Annotated in this window: 17 protein-coding genes; all 17 read left to right on the top strand. The window is 70.9% G+C overall.

The window, feature by feature from the left end; genetic code table 11:
- The first annotated feature begins 25 nt into the window (after window positions 1-25).
- The 17 genes from FB462_RS10855 to FB462_RS10775 all read left to right on the top strand — a co-directional run bounded on the left by FB462_RS10855 (window position 26) and on the right by FB462_RS10775 (window position 19,843).
- Window positions 26-700: an L-threonylcarbamoyladenylate synthase gene (locus tag FB462_RS10855; protein ID WP_114850007.1), complete on the top strand. Its 675-nt coding sequence runs from the start codon at window positions 26-28 to the stop codon at window positions 698-700.
- Entirely contained in the window at window positions 697-1,923 is a 1,227-nt protein-coding gene (locus tag FB462_RS10850) for an MraY family glycosyltransferase (protein WP_114850006.1), read from the top strand. Before FB462_RS10855 ends, FB462_RS10850 begins: the two co-directional genes overlap by 4 nt.
- A complete protein-coding gene (locus FB462_RS10845) occupies window positions 1,920-2,399 on the top strand; it encodes a Cg1360 family ATP-synthase-associated protein (RefSeq protein ID WP_058740386.1) in 480 nt (159 codons plus the stop codon). Before FB462_RS10850 ends, FB462_RS10845 begins: the two co-directional genes overlap by 4 nt.
- A gap of 180 nt (window positions 2,400-2,579) precedes the next feature.
- The gene (gene atpB, locus FB462_RS10840; RefSeq protein WP_114850005.1) at window positions 2,580-3,365 is read left to right on the top strand and encodes a F0F1 ATP synthase subunit A; all 786 of its coding nucleotides are present in this window, start codon (window positions 2,580-2,582) and stop codon (window positions 3,363-3,365) included.
- A 56-nt stretch (window positions 3,366-3,421) separates the two neighbouring features.
- Window positions 3,422-3,658 carry an ATP synthase F0 subunit C gene (atpE, locus tag FB462_RS10835; protein ID WP_058729232.1) on the top strand — a complete coding sequence of 79 codons (237 nt, stop codon included), beginning with the start codon at window positions 3,422-3,424 and terminating at the stop codon, window positions 3,656-3,658.
- 9 nt (window positions 3,659-3,667) lie between these two features.
- On the top strand, window positions 3,668-4,222 hold the full coding sequence (locus FB462_RS10830; RefSeq protein WP_058740385.1) for a F0F1 ATP synthase subunit B: 555 nt from the start codon (window positions 3,668-3,670) through the stop codon (window positions 4,220-4,222).
- Window positions 4,223-4,224: 2 nt separating this feature from the next.
- A complete protein-coding gene (locus tag FB462_RS10825) occupies window positions 4,225-5,019 on the top strand; it encodes a F0F1 ATP synthase subunit delta (protein ID WP_058740384.1) in 795 nt (264 codons plus the stop codon).
- A 107-nt stretch (window positions 5,020-5,126) separates the two neighbouring features.
- Window positions 5,127-6,755: a F0F1 ATP synthase subunit alpha gene (gene atpA / locus FB462_RS10820; protein ID WP_058740383.1), complete on the top strand. Its 1,629-nt coding sequence runs from the start codon at window positions 5,127-5,129 to the stop codon at window positions 6,753-6,755.
- Complete coding sequence (locus FB462_RS17530) at window positions 6,756-7,658, top strand: F0F1 ATP synthase subunit gamma (protein WP_058740382.1); 903 nt, start codon at window positions 6,756-6,758, stop codon at window positions 7,656-7,658. It begins immediately after the preceding gene.
- A gap of 48 nt (window positions 7,659-7,706) precedes the next feature.
- The gene (gene atpD / locus FB462_RS17525; RefSeq protein WP_058740381.1) at window positions 7,707-9,161 is read left to right on the top strand and encodes a F0F1 ATP synthase subunit beta; all 1,455 of its coding nucleotides are present in this window, start codon (window positions 7,707-7,709) and stop codon (window positions 9,159-9,161) included.
- Between the two features lies 1 nt (window position 9,162).
- The gene (locus FB462_RS10805) at window positions 9,163-9,426 is read left to right on the top strand and encodes a F0F1 ATP synthase subunit epsilon (RefSeq protein WP_058740380.1); all 264 of its coding nucleotides are present in this window, start codon (window positions 9,163-9,165) and stop codon (window positions 9,424-9,426) included.
- Window positions 9,423-10,193, top strand: coding sequence for a YaaA family protein (locus FB462_RS10800; protein ID WP_141861869.1), 771 nt, complete (start codon window positions 9,423-9,425; stop codon window positions 10,191-10,193). Before FB462_RS10805 ends, FB462_RS10800 begins: the two co-directional genes overlap by 4 nt.
- A gap of 89 nt (window positions 10,194-10,282) precedes the next feature.
- The gene (locus tag FB462_RS10795) at window positions 10,283-10,879 is read left to right on the top strand and encodes a hypothetical protein (RefSeq protein WP_141861867.1); all 597 of its coding nucleotides are present in this window, start codon (window positions 10,283-10,285) and stop codon (window positions 10,877-10,879) included.
- Complete coding sequence (locus FB462_RS10790) at window positions 10,876-11,556, top strand: FHA domain-containing protein (RefSeq protein WP_141861865.1); 681 nt, start codon at window positions 10,876-10,878, stop codon at window positions 11,554-11,556. The genes FB462_RS10795 and FB462_RS10790 overlap by 4 nt, the downstream gene beginning before the upstream one ends.
- Before the next feature lie 60 nt (window positions 11,557-11,616).
- Complete coding sequence (locus tag FB462_RS10785; RefSeq protein ID WP_229666818.1) at window positions 11,617-12,438, top strand: PP2C family protein-serine/threonine phosphatase; 822 nt, start codon at window positions 11,617-11,619, stop codon at window positions 12,436-12,438.
- A 185-nt stretch (window positions 12,439-12,623) separates the two neighbouring features.
- Complete coding sequence (locus FB462_RS10780; RefSeq protein WP_141861863.1) at window positions 12,624-14,033, top strand: serine/threonine-protein kinase; 1,410 nt, start codon at window positions 12,624-12,626, stop codon at window positions 14,031-14,033.
- On the top strand, window positions 14,030-19,843 hold the full coding sequence (locus FB462_RS10775; RefSeq protein WP_167510091.1) for an Ig-like domain-containing protein: 5,814 nt from the start codon (window positions 14,030-14,032) through the stop codon (window positions 19,841-19,843). Before FB462_RS10780 ends, FB462_RS10775 begins: the two co-directional genes overlap by 4 nt.
- Window positions 19,844-19,859 lie beyond the last annotated feature (16 nt).

The following is a 19,859-nucleotide window of genomic DNA, read 5'->3' as shown; positions in this document are numbered from 1 at the left end:
TGTGTCGCACTATCATCGTCGAGTCATGGCCTCCCGATACGACTGCACCGACCCCGACGGGCTCCTGACCGGGATGCGGCTCGCACGTGCCGCGCTCGGGCGCGGAGAGCTCGTCGTCGTCCCCACCGACACCGTGTACGGCCTGGCGGCGGACGCGTTCAGCGCGAGCGCCGTCCAGCGCCTCCTCGACGCGAAGGGCCGCACGCGGCAGTCGCCGCCGCCGGTGCTCATCCCGGGGCCGCCGACGCTCGAGGCGCTGGCCACCGAGATCCCGCAGCAGGTCCGCGACCTCGTCGACGAGTTCTGGCCCGGCGGCCTCACCGTGATCCTCCGCGCGCAGCCGTCGCTCGACTGGGACCTGGGGGAGACGCGGGGGACCGTGGCGCTCCGGATGCCCGACTCGCGGATCGCCCTCGAGCTCCTGCAGGAGGTCGGACCGCTCGCGGTGTCCTCCGCGAACTCCACGGGCGACCCCGCAGCGATGGACGTCGACCGGGCCGAGGCGATGCTCGGCGACAGCGTGTCGGTGTACCTGGACGGCGGCCCGATCGCCGTGCGGGACGGCGTCGCAGCGTCCACCGGATCGACCATCGTCGACGCGACCGGGCTGTCCACCGGGGGGAAGCTGACGATCGTGCGGCACGGCGTCATCCCCGACGACGAGATCGCCCGGGTCGTCGGAGCCGACCTGCTCACGTGAAGTACTACCTGCTCGCCGGCGCGATCGCCGCGGTCGTGAGCTTCTGCATGAGCTGGATCGTGTGGAAGCTCGGCCTGCGGTACGGCTGGTACCCGAAGGTCCGCGAGCGCGACGTGCACCGCACGCCGACCCCGCGGCTCGGCGGGATCGCGATGTACATCGGCGTGATCGTGGCGATGCTCGCTGCGTGGTTCCTGTTCCCGTCCATCGCGGGGACCGACTACTTCCGCCTGGTGTTCAGCGAACCGGGGCGCGTGCTCGCGGTACTCGGCGGGGCGACGATCATCGTCGTGCTCGGCGTCGCCGACGACATCTGGGACCTGGACTGGATGACCAAGCTGGCCGGGCAGATCATCGCGGCCGGCATCCTCGCGTGGCAGGGCGTGGCGATCGTCTCGCTGCCGATCGGCAACACGCTCGGCGTCGGCTCGTCGTACATGAGCCTGATCTTCACGGTGCTCGCGGTCGTGCTCGTGATGAACGCCGTGAACTTCATCGACGGGCTGGACGGCCTGGTCGCCGGCGTCGCGATCATCGCCGGCGGCGTGTTCTTCCTGTACACGTTCTTCATCAACCGCGTGGTCGTCCAGACGGAGTTCTTCTTCAACCTGCCGTCGCTGCTCACGGCGGTGCTCGTCGGGGCGTGCTTCGGCTTCCTCATCCTGAACTGGCACCCCGCGAAGCTCTTCATGGGGGACGCGGGCGCGCTCCTCGTCGGCTTCCTGATGGCCACGAGCGCGGTGTCGGTGACGGGCAACATCGACCCGGCGGCGGTGCAGACGCGCCAGGCCCTGCTGCCGGCGTTCATCCCGATCCTGCTGCCGTTCGCGATCCTGATCGTGCCGATCCTCGACTTCGGGCTGGCCGTCACCAGGCGCCTGAGCGCGGGGAAGTCGCCGTTCTCGGCCGATCGGAAGCACCTGCACCACCGGCTGCTCGACATGGGGCACTCGCACTTCCACGCGGTGCTCATCTTCTACGCGTGGACCGCGACCGTCGCGTTCGGGTGTCTGCTGTTCCTGTTCGTGGACTGGTACTGGGTGCTGACCTTCGTCGCCGTCGGGTTCACCGTGTGCGCCGTCGCCACGTTCGCCCCGCTCGGGCGGAAGCGCGCCGAGTTCGCCGCGCAGGCCGCCACGCGGTCGTCCCCCGTGGTGGACGCCCGCCTCGACCCCCTCGACCGCGCCGCCAACGACCGATCGATCCCTGGAGACCCCTCGTGACCGCACCGAATGCCCTCGACCACGTCCGGCCGGTCTTCCGCCGCATCCTCCTCTGGGCGGGCCTCCTCGCCGTCGCACTGGCGGTCGTCGGCGGGGTCGTCGGGCTCGTCGTGAGCGGCACGCCAGGCCTGGTCGGCGGACTGCTCGGCGCGGTGCTCAGCGTGGTGTTCCTCGGGCTCACGGCGCTGTCCGTGCTCGTCGCCCTGCGGGTGTCGAAGGGGCAGATGATCTCCGGTGCCTTCTTCGGCATCGTGATGGGCACCTGGATCCTGAAGTTCATCCTGTTCCTCGTGGTGCTCATCGCGCTGCGTGACCGGGCGTGGGTGGACTTCCCGGTGCTCGCGGTCGTGATCATCGTCGGCGTCGTCGGATCCCTCGTGATCGACGTCGTCGCGGTCGCCAAGGCGCGCATCCCGATCGGCGTCAGCCTGCCCGGTGACGGCTCCGCTCCTGGGAACGACACCCCCCGCTCCTGAGAGCCCGGGAAGCCTCTCGCACCTGATAGGCTTCTCGAAGTCCGCGTCCGGAGCCTCGCTCGGAGCGGACGAGCCTCCACACAGTCCACCATCGCGTGCCATGACGTGCGCGCGCCGACACAGGAGACAGCGCTGCTATCCCACGCTCTTCCCCTGTCCCTCACCGCTGCGGCCAACACCGTGGCGGCGGGGAGCAGCAAGGCCGCCGAATTCCATGGTCCGTCGATCAACGAGTTCTTCCCGGACCCGATCTTCTTCGCCGGGACCCCGATCGAGATGGACCGCATCGTCCTCATCCGCTTGTTCGCGGTGGCCGTGCTGCTCGTCTTCGCGTTCGTCGGGACGCGCGCGCTGAAGCTCGTCCCGAACCGGGGCCAGGCCTTCATCGAGTACGCGTTCGACGTCGTCCGTCGCAACACCTTCGACAACCTGGGTGAGAAGGACGGCAAGCGCTTCCTGCCGCTCCTCGCCACGGTCTTCTTCGGTGTGCTCTTCATGAACCTGACGGGTCTCATCCCGTTCATGAACATCGCCGGGACCAGCCGCATCGCGATGCCGATGATCCTCGCGATCGTCGCCTACGTCGCCTTCATCTACGCCGGTCTCCGCAAGCACCCGGGCACGTTCCTGCGCAACGCGCTGTTCCCGCCCGGGGTGCCGTGGCCGCTGTACATCATCGTGACGCCGATCGAGATCGTCTCGACCTTCGTGCTCCGTCCGGTGACGCTCACGCTGCGACTGCTCATGAACATGGTCGTCGGCCACCTCCTCCTGGTGCTGTTCTTCTCGGCGACCTGGTTCTTCTTCTTCGACGCCGACAGCCTCTTCAAGCTGTTCGGCATCGGGACCCTGGCGTTCGGCATCGCGTTCAGCTTCTTCGAGATCCTCGTCGCGCTGCTGCAGGCGTACGTCTTCATGCTGCTGACCGCTGTGTACATCCAGCTCGCGCTGGCTGACGAGCACTGACCTACTGACCCCCATACGGCACGACATCCGTCGGGCCGCACTCGAAAGGAAAACACGTGGACGCAACGACCGTTCTCGCGGAGATCAACGGCAACATCGCAACGGTTGGCTACGGCCTCGCCGCGATCGGTCCGGCCATCGGCGTGGGCATCGTCGTCGGCAAGACGATCGAGTCCGTCGCTCGCCAGCCTGAGCTCCAGGGCCGTCTGACGACCCTCATGTACATCGGTATCGCCTTCACGGAGGCCCTGGCCTTCATCGGCATCGCCACGTACTTCATCTTCACTGCGTAAGGCTTCTCGATGCAGACTGCACTCATCATCGCGGCGGAGGAGACCCACAATCCGCTGATCCCGCCGGTGTACGACATCGTGTGGTCCGCGGTGGCCTTCGTCATCATCTTCATCGTGATGTGGCGCGTCGTGACGCCGCGCATCACGAAGATGCTCGATGAGCGCACCGAGGCCATCGAGGGTGGCATCAAGAAGGCGGAAGCCGCTCAGGAGCAGGCCGCGGCCGCGCTCGAGGAGTACAACAAGCAGCTCGCCGACGCGCGTGCCGAAGCCTCGCGGATCCGCGAGCAGGCCCGTGCCGACGCGACCGCGATCGGCAACGAGGTCCGCGAGCAGGCACAGGCGGATGCGGCACGCATCACCGCCAACGCCCAGGCGCAGATCGAGGCCGAGCGGCAGAGCGCGCTCCAGTCGCTGCGGAGCGAGGTGGGCACCCTCGCCCTCGACCTCGCCTCCGGTGTGATCGGCGAGTCGCTCCGCGACGACGCGAAGTCGGCCGCGGTCGTGGACCGCTTCCTCGCCGACCTCGAGGCATCGCAGGGCCAGTCGGCCGGGGAGCGCTGAGCATGCGCAGCGCCACCAGGGAAGCACTCACGTCGACGAGGGCGGTGCTCGCCGACCTCGGCGGGTCGGTCGACCTCGGCGCGGGTGTCGAGATCCTCGCCTCCGGGCGTGCGATCGCCGGTGCGCCCCAGCTGCTCGGACTGCTCTCGGACCCGACGGCGGACGTCGTCGGCAAGAAGGTCCTCATCGACCGCGTCTTCGCCGGCCAGTCCGACGCGACGCGTGCGGTCCTGACCGCCGTGGCCGGCTCGCGCTGGTCCTCGCAGCAGGACCTGCTCGCCGGCATCGAGGACGCGGGCATCCGCGCCGTCGCGGCCACCGCGTCGTCGGACACCTCGATCGAGGCCGAGCTGTTCGCGTTCGAGACCGCCGTCCGTTCGGACGCGTCGCTCGAGCTCGCACTCGGCACGAAGCTCGGCAGCCCGGCGGAGAAGGCCGCGCTCGTCGAGCGTCTGATCGGGTCGAAGGCCTCGGCGCAGACGACCGCGATCGTCGCCCACCTCGTGCAGCAGCCGCGTGGCCGCCGCATCGGTGAGCTCGTCCGCGACGCCTCGCGCATCGTGGCCGACCAGGCGGGCAAGCTCGTCGCGACGGTCATCACCGCGTCCCCGCTCTCGGACGGCCAGGCGGCTCGCGTCGCCCGGGGTCTCGCCGAGCGGTACGGCAAGGACATCAGCGTCAACCACGTCGTCGACCCCGCGGTCGTCGGCGGGGTCCGCGTGCAGGTCGGTGGCGACGTCATCGACGGCACGGTGTCCACGCGCCTGTCGGAGCTCCGGCTCCAGCTCGCCGGCTGAGCGTACGGTCGAAGCCGCCCCACCCAAGTCCACAACGGGAACTGCCGAGTCAGGCAGCGTCACCCTCTCGGAGCCGAAGGGCCCCGGAAACCAACAAGGAAAATCCCATGGCAGACATCACCATCAGCCCCGATGAGATCCGTGATGCCCTGAAGGACTTCGTCTCGAACTACGAGCCGACGAAGGCCTCCACGGCCGAGGTCGGGCACGTCACCGACGCGGGCGACGGCATCGCGCACGTCGAGGGCCTCCCCGGCGTCATGGCGAACGAGCTCATCCGCTTCGAGGACGGGACCCTGGGTCTCGCGCAGAACCTCGACGAGGACGAGATCGGCGCCATCGTGCTCGGCGAGTTCGCCGGCATCGAGGAGGGCCAGGAGGTCACCCGCACGGGTGAGGTCCTGTCCGCCCCCGTCGGCGACGGCTTCCTCGGTCGCGTGGTCGACCCGCTCGGCAACCCGATCGACGGTCTCGGCGAGATCCAGGCCGAGGGCCGTCGTGCCCTCGAGCTCCAGGCCCCTGGAGTCATGTCCCGCAAGTCGGTCCACGAGCCGCTCCAGACCGGCATCAAGGCGATCGACGCCATGATCCCGGTCGGCCGCGGTCAGCGTCAGCTGATCATCGGCGACCGCCAGACCGGCAAGACGGCGATCGCGATCGACACGATCATCAACCAGAAGGCCAACTGGGAGTCCGGCGACGTCGAGAAGCAGGTCCGCTGCATCTACGTCGCGATCGGTCAGAAGGGCTCCACGATCGCCTCCGTCAAGGGTGCGCTCGAGGACGCCGGCGCGATGGAGTACACCACCATCGTCGCCGCTCCGGCCTCCGACCCGGCCGGCTTCAAGTACCTCGCCCCCTACACCGGTTCGGCCATCGGCCAGCACTGGATGTACGGCGGCAAGCACGTCCTGATCATCTTCGACGACCTGTCGAAGCAGGCCGAGGCCTACCGCGCCGTGTCCCTCCTCCTCCGTCGTCCGCCGGGCCGCGAGGCCTACCCGGGTGACGTCTTCTACCTGCACTCCCGTCTGCTGGAGCGTTGCGCGAAGCTGTCCGACGACCTCGGCGCCGGTTCGATGACGGGTCTCCCGATCATCGAGACCAAGGCGAACGACGTCTCGGCGTACATCCCGACCAACGTGATCTCGATCACCGACGGCCAGATCTTCCTGCAGTCGGACCTGTTCAACGCGAACCAGCGTCCGGCCGTCGACGTGGGCATCTCGGTGTCGCGCGTCGGTGGTGACGCCCAGGTGAAGTCGATCAAGAAGGTCTCCGGCACGCTCAAGCTCGAGCTCGCGCAGTACCGCTCGCTCGAGGCGTTCGCGATGTTCGCGTCCGACCTCGACCAGGCGTCGCGTCGTCAGCTCGACCGTGGTGCGCGTCTGACCGAGCTCCTCAAGCAGCCGCAGTACTCGCCGTACCCGGTCGAGGAGCAGGTCGTCTCGATCTGGGCCGGCACGAACGGCAAGCTCGACGAGGTGCCCGTCTCCGACGTGCTCCGCTTCGAGTCGGAGCTGCTCGAGCACCTCCGCCGCAACTCGGACGTCCTGACGACGCTCCGCGAGACCAACCAGCTCAGCGACGACACCGTCGCCGCGATGGACCGCGAGATCGACGCCTTCAAGAAGGGCTTCCAGACGAGCGACGGCAAGACGCTCGGCTCGGAGCAGTTCGACGCGGCGCAGGCCGAGGACGTCGACCAGGAGCAGATCGTCAAGGGTCGTCGCTAGATGGCGGCACAGGTCCGGGTCTACCGACAGCGCATCAAGTCGGCGAAGACCACGAAGAAGGTCACTCGCGCGATGGAGCTGATCTCGGCGTCGCGGATCCAGAAGGCGCAGGCGCGCATGGCCGCGTCCGGCCCGTACTCGCGGGCCGTGACGCGTGCCGTGTCGGCCGTGGCGACGTTCTCGAACGTCGACCACGTGCTGACCACCGAGCCCGAGTCCTCGACCCGTGCGGCGGTCGTCCTGTTCACCTCCGACCGCGGCCTCAACGGCGCGTTCAGCTCCAACGTCCTCAAGCAGGGCGAGGAGCTCGCCTCCCTGCTCCGCAGCGAGGGCAAGGACGTGGTGTTCTACCTCGTCGGTCGGAAGGCCGTCGGGTACTTCACGTTCCGTGAGCGTGCGTCGGAGCGCCAGTGGATCGGCGGCACCGACCAGCCGGAGTTCTCGACGGCGAAGGAGATCGGCGACGCGGTCGTGTCGAAGTTCCTCCAGGACACGGCGGAGGGCGGTGTGGACGAGATCCACATCGTGTTCAACCGCTTCCTGAGCCTCGCCACGCAGGAGCCCCAGGTCGTGCGTCTGCTGCCGCTCGAGGTCGTCGAGGGGGTCGAGGCGCCGTCGAACGACGAGCCGCTCCCGCTCTACGAGTTCGAGCCGGACGCCGACGCGGTGCTCGACGCGCTGCTCCCGGTCTACATCGAGAGCCGCATCTTCAACGCCATGCTGCAGTCGGCCGCTTCCGAGCACGCCGCCCGCCAAAAGGCCATGAAGTCCGCGAGCGACAACGCCGACTCGCTCATCAACGAGTTCACCCGGCTCGCGAACAACGCGCGTCAGGCCGAGATCACCCAGCAGATCTCCGAGATCGTCGGCGGCGCCGACGCCCTCTCGTCGAAGAAGAAGTAGTCCGCGGACGCCCGCGGACAGACACCACCCCTCAGGAAGGCACACGCCATGACCGACACCGCCACCACCGCGGTCGAGACGTCGTCGGCGCCCGGTGTCGGACGGATCGCCCGTGTCACGGGTCCCGTCGTCGACATCGAGTTCCCGCACGACGCCATCCCCGACATCTACAACCTCCTGCACACGACAGTCACCATCGGTGACGACTCGCAGGAGATCGGCCTCGAGGTCGCGCAGCACCTCGGCGACGACCTGGTCCGCGCCATCTCGCTGAAGCCGACCGACGGTCTCGTCCGCGGTCAGGAGGTCCGTGACTCGGGCGCCCCGATCTCGGTCCCCGTCGGCGACGTCACCAAGGGCAAGGTCTTCGACGTGCTGGGCAACGTGCTCAACACCGACGAGGCGCTCGAGATCACCGAGCGTTGGCCGATCCACCGCAAGGCCCCGGCCTTCGACCAGCTCGAGTCGAAGACCACCATGTTCGAGACCGGCATCAAGTCGATCGACCTCCTCACGCCGTACGTGCAGGGTGGCAAGATCGGCCTCTTCGGTGGCGCGGGCGTCGGCAAGACGGTCCTCATCCAGGAGATGATCCAGCGCGTCGCGCAGGACCACGGTGGTGTCTCGGTGTTCGCCGGTGTCGGTGAGCGCACCCGTGAGGGCAACGACCTCATCGGTGAGATGGAAGAGGCCGGTGTCTTCGACAAGACCGCCCTCGTGTTCGGCCAGATGGACGAGCCGCCGGGAACGCGCCTGCGCGTGGCCCTGTCGGCGCTGACGATGGCTGAGTACTTCCGCGACGTCCAGAAGCAGGACGTGCTCCTCTTCATCGACAACATCTTCCGCTTCACGCAGGCCGGTTCCGAGGTCTCCACGCTGCTCGGTCGCATGCCGTCCGCGGTGGGCTACCAGCCGAACCTCGCCGACGAGATGGGTGTGCTCCAGGAGCGCATCACCTCGACGCGTGGTCACTCGATCACCTCGCTGCAGGCGATCTACGTGCCGGCCGACGACTACACCGACCCGGCGCCGGCGACCACGTTCGCGCACCTCGACGCCACGACCGAGCTCTCGCGTGAGATCGCGTCGCAGGGCCTGTACCCGGCCATCGACCCGCTGACCTCGACGTCGCGGATCATGGACCCCCGGTACCTGGGCGCCGACCACTACGAGACCGCGACGCGTGTCAAGCAGATCCTCCAGAAGAACAAGGAGCTGCAGGAGATCATCGCGATCCTCGGTGTCGACGAGCTCTCCGAGGAGGACAAGATCACGGTCGAGCGCGCTCGTCGGATCCAGCAGTTCCTCTCGCAGAACACGTACATGGCGAAGAAGTTCACGGGTGTCGAGGGTTCGACCGTCCCGCTGAAGGACACCATCGAGTCGTTCCGCGCGATCGCCGACGGCGAGTTCGACCACGTCGCGACCCAGGCCTTCTTCAACGTCGGTGGCATCAACGACGTCGAAGAGAAGTGGGCGCAGATCCAGAAGGAGAACCGCTGACATGGCGGCACTCACCGTGAGCGTCGTCTCGGCCGACCGCGAGGTCTGGTCGGGCGACGCCACCATGGTCGTGGCTCGGACGTCCGAGGGCCAGATCGGCATCCTCGCGGGGCACGAGCCGCTGCTAGCCACCCTCGCGCAGGGGCAGGTCCGCATCACCCGAGCCGACGGCTCGACGGTGGCGGCGGACGCCGAGGACGGCTTCCTGTCGGTCGAGCACGACACGGTCACGATCGTGGCGCGCCAGGCCGCGCTGGCGTCCTGACCGGACTGACCGTCCTCCTCCCGCCTTCGGAGACGAAGCGGGAGGGCGGGGACACGGACCGCACGCTCGACCTGCGTGCGCTGTCCTTCCCGGAACTGGCCGACGAACGGGCCGCGGTGATCACCGCGGCCCGTTCCGTCAGTTCCGAGGAGTCCACGGCACGGACGGCCCTGAAGCTCGGCCCGAAGTCGATCGCCGAGCGGCTCCGCAACCTCGAGCTCGACACCGCGGCGACCCTGCCGGCGATCGAGCGGTACACCGGGGTGCTCTACGACCCGCTCGCCGCCGACGCGGCCGACGACGCCACCCGACGCTGGTGGGCGGACCACGTCGTGGTGCAGTCCGCGATGTTCGGCCCGATCGGTGCCGGAGACCAGATCCCCGCCTACCGGTTGTCGCACGACTCGCGCCTCGGCCCGCTCCGGCTCGCCCGGCACTGGCCGGAGGTGTCGTCCCGCGCGATCGGCAGCCGCGGCGCCGGGCTCGTGCTCGACCTGCGGTCCGAGGGGTACCGCGCGCTCGGTCCCGTGCCCGGAGCGGTCGCTCCGCGCGTGGTGAGCGTCGACGCCGGCGGACGACGCAAGGCGCTGAACCACTGGAACAAGACCGCGAAGGGTCGGCTCGTCGCGCTCCTCGGTCGGACGGGGGCGCAGGTCGCGTCGGTCGACGACCTCGCCGCGTGGGCTCGTGCGAACGGCGTGACGTTCGACCGCACGGCCGACGGCTGGGACCTCGTCGCCGAGAGCCTGGAACCCGCTTCGGTCTGATCCTCCACAGGAGCGCTCCGGCGGCTGTCCGTCCACAGACGTGCCGCGGACGTCGGCCTGGAGGCGCGTGGCGCGTCACGATCTCGTGCATGACCTCGTCGACGAACACCCACCCGTCCACCTTCGTGCGCTGGCCACGCGAGATCGCGGCCGCCGTCACCCTCCGCGCGGCCTGCGCCGCGCTCGTCGCCCCGGAGCATCCGGAGGATGCGCTCGACCCGCGCCGCGCCGTCGTCGTCACGACGGCCTGCGGGGCACTCGCCACGCGCTTCGCGCTGGTCGCGTTCATCGCGGCGCGCGACACCCCGACGCCGCGCTCGGTACGGTCGTTCGACCCGTTCCGCGACCCGACCCCGCCGGCGCTCACCGGGACGGGGCCGGCTCCGGACCGCGTCCGGCTGCGGGTCGCGGGGGACCGCTGCGCCTCTGCGTGGCGCCACTGGCGGGCGGAGCGACCCGGCGGGGTGGACGACGCGATCGGGGCTGCCGGCGCCCTGGCCCTCGCCGCGTGGTGCTCGTGGGCACTCGGGTCGCCCGCACGGGCGCTCGTGCGCGCACAACACGCGCTCGACACCTGGGCCGACGATCCCCTCGCGGCGCTCGTGGCGCGCTCGGTCCGCGCCGGCAACGGGCCGAGCTGGTCGACGGACCACACGGGGCGGACCGGATCGTCTACGGTGGGATGACGATGCAGCGACAGTGGACGGACGAGGACGACCTCGACGACACGGTGATCCGACCCGGGCGGACCGGCGCGGACCCGGCGGTCGCTCCGGACGACGACACCGTCATCCGACCCCGGGCCGATGAGCCCGGATCGCACGGCTCGTTCGGTGCTCCCGACGACGACACGGTCATCCGGGTCGCCGGGCCGGGCGCGCCGGTGGGCGCGAGCCGGTCCGACGGGGCAGCGACGATCCTCCCGGCCGATCCCGCACCGGTCCGTCGACTGCCGTCGATCCGTGTGGCCGGTCGTGTCGTCCGGCTCGACCACCCGGTCGTGGTCGGCCGACGGCCGACCCTGCCCCGGGTGGTGCGCGGTCCGACTCCCGAGCTCGTGACCGTGCCGTCGCCGAGTGGGCAGGTGTCGTCCTCGCACGTGCTCGTGCACGCCGACGGCGAGGCCGCGGTGGTCGAGGACCTCCGTTCGACCAACGGCACCGTCGTCCGTCCCGCGGGAGCCGCGCCGTTCCGGATGCCGTCGGGTGCCTCGATCGTCGTGCTGACGGGTACGCTCATCGAGATCGGTGACGGCAACGTGATCGAGGTCCTGTCGCCGCACCTCCGCGTCGGACCCGCGGACGGCATCCCACCGTTCCCGCCGACCCCGTTCCCGCGGATCCCGTTCGCGCCGACCCCGTGACGGCGCCGGTGTGCCCGACGCCGCCCGTTCCCCTGACGACCAGAGAGCGACCCTGAAACCGTGACCGAACTCGGCCGAGCAGCCACCGAGCACGCCATCGACGTCCCCGGCGCCGCCGGCACGACCCTCACGCTCTCGTGGGGCGCCGCCACCGACGTCGGGCGCCGTCGGGACCACAACGAGGACAGCTACGTCGTCGGTGCACCGTTCTTCGTCGTCGCCGACGGGATGGGCGGGCACCTCGCGGGGGACCGGGCGAGCGACGCGGTCGTCCGCCGACTCGACCAGGTCGCCGACGGTCCGTTCACGACACGGCAGCAGATCCAGCGCGCGCTCCTGCTCGCGACCGCGGACATCGAGCGGGCGGCCGGCGGCAACGCGCTCGGTGCCGGCACGACCGTGACGGGTGTCGCGCTGGTCGCGTCGCACGGACTCCCGGCCGCGCTCGTGTTCAACGTGGGCGACTCACGCACCTACCGGATCGAGGACGGCACCCTGCGTCGGGTGACCGTCGACCACTCGGTCGTCCAGGAGATGGTCGACGCGGGGCTCCTGCGCGCCGAGGACGCCGAGCAGCACCCGGACAGCAACGTCATCACGCGCGCCGTCGGCTTCGGCGAGCCGCCGGAGCCGGACTGGTGGACGCTGCCGCTGCGCGCCGGCGACCGCTACATCGTCTGCTCCGACGGGCTGACCAAGGAGCTCGGGGACGTCGGCATCGGCCGGATCGCGGCCCGGGTGCCCGCCGCGCAGGACCTCGCCGAGCGTCTCGTCGGCGACGCCGTCGTCGCGGGTGGGCGGGACAACGTCACCGTCGTGGTGCTGCAGGTCGACGAGGCGCCCGCCGATCCGGACGTCGAGGACACGCTGCCCCGCCACTGACTGCCGACACCGACGTCCGGCGCCGACCACTGTCGCCGGTCCCCGCCGGGTCGCCACCCCCGAAGTGGGGGCGTGTGTCAGTGCTGTGGGGCTGCAGCGGGCCCGGGGCGTCGGTGCCTCGTCCGTAGGATGTCAGGGCCGAGACGACACAGCCGGCCGTCCGGCCGGGGAGAGGGAGGGCGACCATGGCGCGACGCCTGCCGTCCACCCCGCCCGTGATCGCCGGCTCCACGCCCGTGCACGTCCTGGGCAGCGGTGGCTTCGCCGACGTGTTCCTCTACGAACAGGACATGCCGCGCCGCCAGGTCGCCGTGAAGGTGCTGCTCGACGAGGTCGTCGACGACCGGGTGCGGCAGATGTTCCAGGCCGAGGCGAACCTCATGGCCCGGCTCAGCACCCACCCGTCGATCCTCACGGTGTTCCAGGCGAGCGTCGCGTCCGACGGGCGGCCGTACCTCGTGATGGAGCTGTGCTCCTCGTCCCTCAGCGAGCGCTACCGCCGCGAAGCGATCCCCGTGTCCGAGGTCCTGTCGATCGGGGTCAGGATCGGGTCGGCCCTCGAGACCGCGCACCGCGAAGGCGTGCTCCACCGCGACATCAAGCCGTCGAACATCCTCCGGACGGCCTACGGCAACCCGGTCCTGTCCGACTTCGGCATCGCGGCCAGCATCGGGAGCGCCGACCCGGACGAACCGGTCGGGATGTCGATCCCGTGGTCCGCGCCGGAGGTCCTGGCCGACGAGTCGCGCGGGTCGATCCAGTCCGAGGTCTACTCCCTCGCCGCCACCGTGTACTCGCTGCTCGCCGGCCGCAGTCCGTTCGAGGTGCGCGGCGGGAAGAACGGCGCGGCCGACCTGATGGCGCGCATCGACAAGGGCGGGGTCAAGCCGACCGGCCGCGCCGACGCGCCGCCGTCGCTCGAGCGGCTGCTCGCCACCGCGATGTCGCGGAAGCCCGCCGCGCGTCCGGCGACCGTGATGGAGTTCGTCCGCGGACTGCAGGAGGTGGAGGCCGAACTCGGCATCCCGCAGACGCCCGCCGACGTCGCGGTCGAGGCATGGGCCGCTGCGACGCCCACGCTCGACGCCGACCACACGGTCGTCCGGGAGCTCCAGCCCGCGGGCCGGTCCTCGGTCCGCCGTCGGACCCGTCGGGCGCTCCAGGGCGGGGCGGCGACCGGGGCCGAGAGCATCGGTACCCTGCACCGCACCGGCTCGGCCACCCGCTCCCGGCGAGGTGGCCGGTCGACGCTCGTCTGGGCCACCGCACTGTCCGCCGTGGTCGTGGCGGCCCTCGCCGTGGTCGCGGTGCTCGTCGTCACCCGCCTGGGCACGGGGTCGATCCCGGTCGTGCAGGACGTGCGGGCCGAGGCCGGCGCGGACGCGGTGTCGTTCAGCTGGGATGACCCCGGACTCCGCGCCGGCGACACCTACGTCATCACCTCCGGTGGGGCCTCCAGCCAGCAGACCGGCACGACCTTCGTCGTGTCCGGGACCTCCGGTACCGAGGAGTGCATCACCGTGGCGGTCAACCGCGACGGCAAGACCGGTGCGGCCAGTGCGCAGCAGTGCGGGACCGTCGGGGGCGCCGAGTGATCCGCGCCTTCCTCGCGAAGCACCGGTCCGCCGTGGTCGGCGTCGGCGCCTCGGTCGTCGTAGCCGCCGTGGTCGCGACCGCCGCGGTGGTCTCGACGGGCTACCACACGCAGCGCGTGGACCTCGGGGACGGCACGGTCTGGGTGCCGTCGGCCGAGTACGGGGCGGTCGGCCGGGCGAACACCGGCGTGCTCGAGCTCAACACCGCGGTCGAGACGGCCAGCGACGACCTGTCCGTCCTGCAGCGCGGGCGCCAGGTGTACAGCGTCGACGGCACGAAGGGCACGGTCGCGAAGGTCGACGTGGCCTCGGCGACGGTCGGCGACCCGGTCACGCTGCCGGCGGGAGCGCCGCAGGTGTTCTTCGCCGGGGACACCGCCGTCGTGGGGAACGGCGACACCGGCGAGCTCTGGGCCACACCCGCGTCGGAGCTCGGCGACTTCGACGCTGCCGCCAAGGCCGACCTCACGCTCGGCGCGGACGCGGTGTTCGACGCGTCCGACTCGCACGTCGCGGTGTACTCGCCGCGGACCGGTCGGGCGTCCCTCGTCGACGTCGGGACCGGTCTGACCGTGGACCGTCGGTGGGACGTCCGGTTCGACCGCGACCACGACTTCCAGGTGGCGTCCTTCGGCGACCACGTCGCCGTGCTCGACCGCACCAGCGGCGCGCTGTCGGTGGACGGCGACACCGTCGACCTGGGGGAGCGCGTCGGCAGCGCACCGGCGCTGCAGCACTCCGTCGACGACGCTGCCGACGTCGTCGTCGCGGGGACGGCGGGCATGGTCCGCGTCGGCGCCTCCGGCCAGGTCGAGCAGACCGCGCTCCAGGTCTCCGGCCGCGCCGCACGGCCGACGGTCGTCGGGTCGTGCACGTACGCCGCGTGGACCGGCGGACAGGCGCTCGACACGTGCGACGGCCGCGCGCTCCAGCGGCTCAGCGACACCGCCGGCGCGAGTGACCTGCAGATCGTGCACAACGGCGACACCGTCGTCGCGAACGACCCGCGCAGCGGGCGCTCGTGGGCGATCGACCGCAGCGGTCAGCTCATCGACAACTGGGCCGACCTCGTCAAGCGGGACGACGAGCAGCGGCAGGAGCAGGTGTCGTCCGACGACCCGGAGGTCGACAAGGACCAGAAGCCGCCGGTGGCGGTCGACGACGACCTGGGCGCGCGTCCGGGACGCACCACGAGCCTCCCGGTCCTGCTCAACGACTACGACCCGAACGGCGACCCACTCGTGATCAGCGAGGTCGGCACGATCGACGCGGGGGTCGGGACGGTGCGCATCGTCGGCGACGGCCAGCGGCTTCAGATCACGCTCGCCGCGGGTGCCAGCGGCACCGTCTCGTTCCCCTACACGATCACCGACGGCAACGGCGGGTCGGCGTCCGCGACGGTCCGCGTCAGCATCCGGCCGGAGTCCGAGAACGAACCGCCGCGACAGGTGCGCGACACGTCGGCGGACGTCGTCCGCGGCGGCCACGTCGTGACGGACGTGCTCGCCGACTGGGTCGACCCCGACGGCGACCCGGTGTACCTGAAGTCGGCGTCCGCCGAGGGCGACCGGGTGTCCACCACGCCGGACGGGCTGCTCGACTTCCGCAACCAGAGCGGCCGGACCGGCGACCGTACCGTCCAGATCGTCGTGAGCGACGGCCGCGCCGACGGCCGCGGCGCGGTGACGGTGCACGTCACGGACCCCGGTCAGGTGCCGCTCTTCGCCGACCCGTTCGCGGTCACCGGGTACGCGGGCAAGTCCTTCGAGGTGCAGCCGCTCCGGCACGTCCGCGGCGGGAACGGCACCGTCACGCTGACCAGCGTGTCGTCGTCGGCCGGCCTGACGGTCACGCCGGCCTACGACGCCGGGACGTTCCGGGTCGTCGGGGCGTCGGCCGGGGACCACCAGCTCGAGTACACGGTCACGGACGGCACGAAGACGACGAGCGGCGTCGTGCGCGTGACGGTCGCGGCGCCGCCGGACGCCTCGACCGCGCCGATCACCACCCCGAAGACGGTGTTCGTGAACACGTTGTCGACGAAGGACACCGACGTCACCGCGACCGACATCGACCCCGCCGGCGGCGTGCTCATGGTGACGGCGCTCGACGCCCCGGACCGGTCCAGCGGCGTCCAGGCGAGCGTCCTCGACCAGCACACCGTCCGGGTCACCCTGACGGCCCCGCTCGACGGACCGGTCACCTTCGGTTACACCGAGTCGAACGGGCTCGCCACCGCGACCGGCACAGTCACCGTGGTCGAGATCCCGAAGCCCGACCGCATCCAGCCGCCCGTGGCCCAGGCGGACACGGCGACCGTGCGCGTCGGGGACGTCGCCGAGATCGACGTCCTCGCCAACGACACGCAGCCGGAGGGCGAGCCGCTCACGCTGCAGCCCGAACTCGTGCAGAACGTGCCCGGCAACGGTGGCCTGCTGTTCGTGTCGGGGGACCGGTTGCGGTACCTCGCTCCCGAGACCCCGGGCAACTACACCGCGGTGTACCGCGTCGCCGGGCCTGACGGCCAGTACGCCGACGCCACCGTGTCGATATCGGTCCGCGAGCGCGACGTGGCGACGAACAACCCGCCCGTGCCCCGGACGGTGACCGCCCGCGTCGTCGCCGGACAGTCCGTGCGGGTGTCGATCCCGTTGAACGGCATCGACCCGGACGGTGACTCCGTGCAGCTCGTCGGTGTCGCGGACAACCCGGAGAAGGGGTCCGTCAGCGACGTGTCCTCCGACGCGCTGACCTACGAGGCCGGCGACTACTCGGCGGGCACCGACGAGTTCACCTACACGGTCGTCGACGCCCTCGGCGCCCGTGCGACCGGGACCGTCCGGGTCGGCATCTCGCCGCGGGCGGAGCAGGCCTCGAACCCGGTGGCGCAGGCCGACCACGTCACGATCCGCCCCGGCGGCAGCGTCACGGTCCGGGTGCTGCAGAACGACTCCGACCCCGAGGGCGGCGCGCTCCGGGTCACCGCGGCCGAGCCCACGGCGAGCGGGGTCGCCGCGAAGGTGCTCCGCGGGACCGAGGTGCGCGTCACCCCGCCGCGCTCCGCCGACCGCGGTGACTTCGCGGTGCTGTACACCGTCGCGAACGACACCGGCGGCTCGAGCACGGCGTTCCTCACCGTGACCGTCGACCCGGACGCCCAGCCGCTCCGGCCCGAGGTCGAGGACACCACGCTCGACCTGCAGGACATCCTGCACCGGCAGAGCGTGACCGTGGACGTGCTCCGGAACGTCTTCTTCGCCGAGGGATCGACCTCCCGCCTGCGGGTGGGCGTGGTCGACGGGTACGGCGACACCGCGCAGACCACCCCCGACCGGCGGATCACCGTCCGCCTGACCGACGCGTCACAGGTGATCCCGTTCTCGGTCACGCGCTCGGACCACCCCGACGTGGTGTCCTACGGCTTCATCCACGTCCCCGGGTTCGACGACGCCCTGCCCCAGGTCGACCGGAGCGCCGGCGTGGTCACCGTGAAGAGCGAGGCGACCGTCCGGATCCCGCTCGAGAAGTACGTCGTGACGGCGAACGGCCGGACCGCGCAGCTCACCGACCGCGCGACGGTCAAGGCCACGCACGCGAACGGCGACGACCTGGTCGTGGACCGCTCGACGCTCCAGTTCACGTCGTCGAAGCTCTACTACGGCAACGCCTCGATCTCCTTCGAGGTCACCGACGGCTCGAGCGCGAACGGGGGCAAGGGACGCGTCGCGACGCTCGTCCTGCCGATCAAGGTGACCCCGCGGGCGAACCAACCCCCGGCGTTCACGGGTTCGACGGTCGACATGCAACCGGGTGACACCCGGACGATCGACCTCACGAAGCTCACCGACTACCCGTACCCCGCCGACCTCCCCGAGCTGCGCTACAGCGTGGTGAGCCGACCGGGGTCCGGGACGACCGCGACGATCGACGGGCAGCAGCTCCGCATCTCGGTCGCCGACACGGCGCCGAAGGACACGACGGCGTCGATCGGCATCGGCGTCGCGGACGCGGCGAACGCCGGACGTGCCGGCAGCGTGACGGTCGACGTCGTCGGCTCCACCCGGCCGCTCGTGCAACCGGGGGCCGACCGGGCCGTGACCAAGCGCGGTGCAACGACGACCATCGACGTCCTGTCGAACGACCAACCGACGAACCCGTTCCCGGACGAGGCGCTCCGCGTCGTCGCGATCCGTGGTCTCGGCGGCGGTCTGCCCGCCGGGGTCTCGGTGACGCCGAGCAGCGACCGCTCGCGACTCCAGGTGTCCGTCGCGGACGGTGCGCAGCCGGTCGACGCTCACCTGCAGTACCAGGTCGCCGACGCGACGAACGACCCCGACCGGTACGTCTGGGGCGACGTGACGATCTCGGTCCAGGACGTCCCGGACGCACCCGGCGCCCCGAGCCGCACCGGGTCGAACCAGGGCGGACAGGTCACCCTCGCGTGGTCCACCCCGCAGGCGAACAACTCGCCGATCACCGGGTACCGCGTGCAGGGCACCAACGGGGTCGCGAAGGACTGCGGCACGTCGACCGTCTGCACCGTGACCGGTCTCGACCCGTCCGCTTCGTACCGCTTCACCGTCGTCGCGACGAACGCGATCGGGGACTCCGTCGCGTCGGCGTCCTCGGCGCCGATCAGTGCGGACTTCGTGCCGGCCGCGCCGAAGGGCCTCTCGGTGACGGCGAGCCAGGACACGCCGAACCAGCTCGACGTGCGGTGGGACGCGGTGCCCGCACCGAACGGCGGCACCCCGGTGTCGAACTACGTCGTGACGATCTCCGGCCCCGGCCTCACGACGACCCGCAGCACGGGGACGTCGACGTCGACCTCGTTCTCGGGCGCGCAGAGCGGGCAGTCGTACGACGTGCAGGTCTCGGCGCGGAACGCCGCGGACCGTGACGGTTCGGTCGTGGAGTGGAACCAGGCGCGGGCGTCCGGGACCGCGGTGGGCGTCCCCGGGACGCCGAGCCTGAACGCGACCGGCCAGAAGGACGGCACCTCGACAGCGGTGTCGCTGCAGGCGTCCGAGGGCGACTGGGGTGGCGGTGGCAGCCAGAACTGGAAGATCGCCAAGTTCGCGGTGAGCACCCCGATCCCGAACGGCTGCTCGACGAGCGGAGCGGTGCAGGTCTGGAACGCGGCCTCCGCCACGGACCGGATCTCGACCCAGTTCCGCTACGTGGCGTACGCCGACAACGGATCGTTCTGTTCCGCGTCGCAAGCCGCGAGCGTCCAGGGCTACGAGACCCCCGACGCTCCGAGCGGATCGGTCACGACCGACGACGTCGACAGCGACGGGAACGTCGACCTGACCGTGCAGGCCACGCCGACGTCGCCGTACCTGTACTACTCGGTTAACGGCGGGGCGCCGCAGCGGTTCTCAGGCTCTGCCTCGATCGGCGCGGGGGCCGGCTACGGGGTCGACAGCAGCGTGGTGTTCACGTCCTGCGCCGTCGACGGTGACTACTGCGCATCGAGCAGCGCGTCCACCGCGACCGCGTTCACGACAAGGGCGAGCGTCTCCGTCGCGACCGAGGGACAGGCGCCGGTCATCAACCCACCGGCGAACAACGGCCGGTTCCAGCCGAGCGCCTACGACGTCCAGTACTGCCGGATCGCGCCGCACCTGCTGTGCTCGACGACCAACCCGGCGACCGGGGCAGCCTGGACGACCTCGGACGCCGTGCCGTCGGGCTACGCGACAATCTGGGTCCGGGCGACGGTGAACGGCGTCCAGGACCCCGAGGGCGTCACTCGACAGATCGACCAGGCGCCGAGCACCGATCCCTCCACACCCGCGGCCGGGTGACCCCGGGCCGCGCCCC

The organism is Curtobacterium citreum (assembly GCF_006715175.1).
GTDB classification, from domain to species: Bacteria; Actinomycetota; Actinomycetes; order Actinomycetales; family Microbacteriaceae; genus Curtobacterium; species Curtobacterium citreum.
The sequence above is the reverse complement of the archived record's forward strand: the minus strand, read 5'-3'. Positions and strand labels throughout refer to the sequence as shown.

Excerpts from the sequence above, each read along its gene's own strand:
- FB462_RS10855 (WP_114850007.1), top strand. The coding sequence starts at position 26 with ATGGCCTCCCGATACGACTGCACCGACCCCGACGGGCTCCTGACCGGG.
- FB462_RS10830 (WP_058740385.1), top strand. The coding sequence starts at position 3,668 with ATGCAGACTGCACTCATCATCGCGGCGGAGGAGACCCACAATCCGCTG.
- FB462_RS10825 (WP_058740384.1), top strand. The coding sequence starts at position 4,225 with ATGCGCAGCGCCACCAGGGAAGCACTCACGTCGACGAGGGCGGTGCTC.
- atpA (WP_058740383.1), top strand. The coding sequence starts at position 5,127 with ATGGCAGACATCACCATCAGCCCCGATGAGATCCGTGATGCCCTGAAG.
- FB462_RS17530 (WP_058740382.1), top strand. The coding sequence starts at position 6,756 with ATGGCGGCACAGGTCCGGGTCTACCGACAGCGCATCAAGTCGGCGAAG.
- atpD (WP_058740381.1), top strand. The coding sequence starts at position 7,707 with ATGACCGACACCGCCACCACCGCGGTCGAGACGTCGTCGGCGCCCGGT.
- FB462_RS10805 (WP_058740380.1), top strand. The coding sequence starts at position 9,163 with ATGGCGGCACTCACCGTGAGCGTCGTCTCGGCCGACCGCGAGGTCTGG.
- FB462_RS10795 (WP_141861867.1), top strand. The coding sequence starts at position 10,283 with ATGACCTCGTCGACGAACACCCACCCGTCCACCTTCGTGCGCTGGCCA.
- FB462_RS10790 (WP_141861865.1), top strand. The coding sequence starts at position 10,876 with ATGACGATGCAGCGACAGTGGACGGACGAGGACGACCTCGACGACACG.
- FB462_RS10780 (WP_141861863.1), top strand. The coding sequence starts at position 12,624 with ATGGCGCGACGCCTGCCGTCCACCCCGCCCGTGATCGCCGGCTCCACG.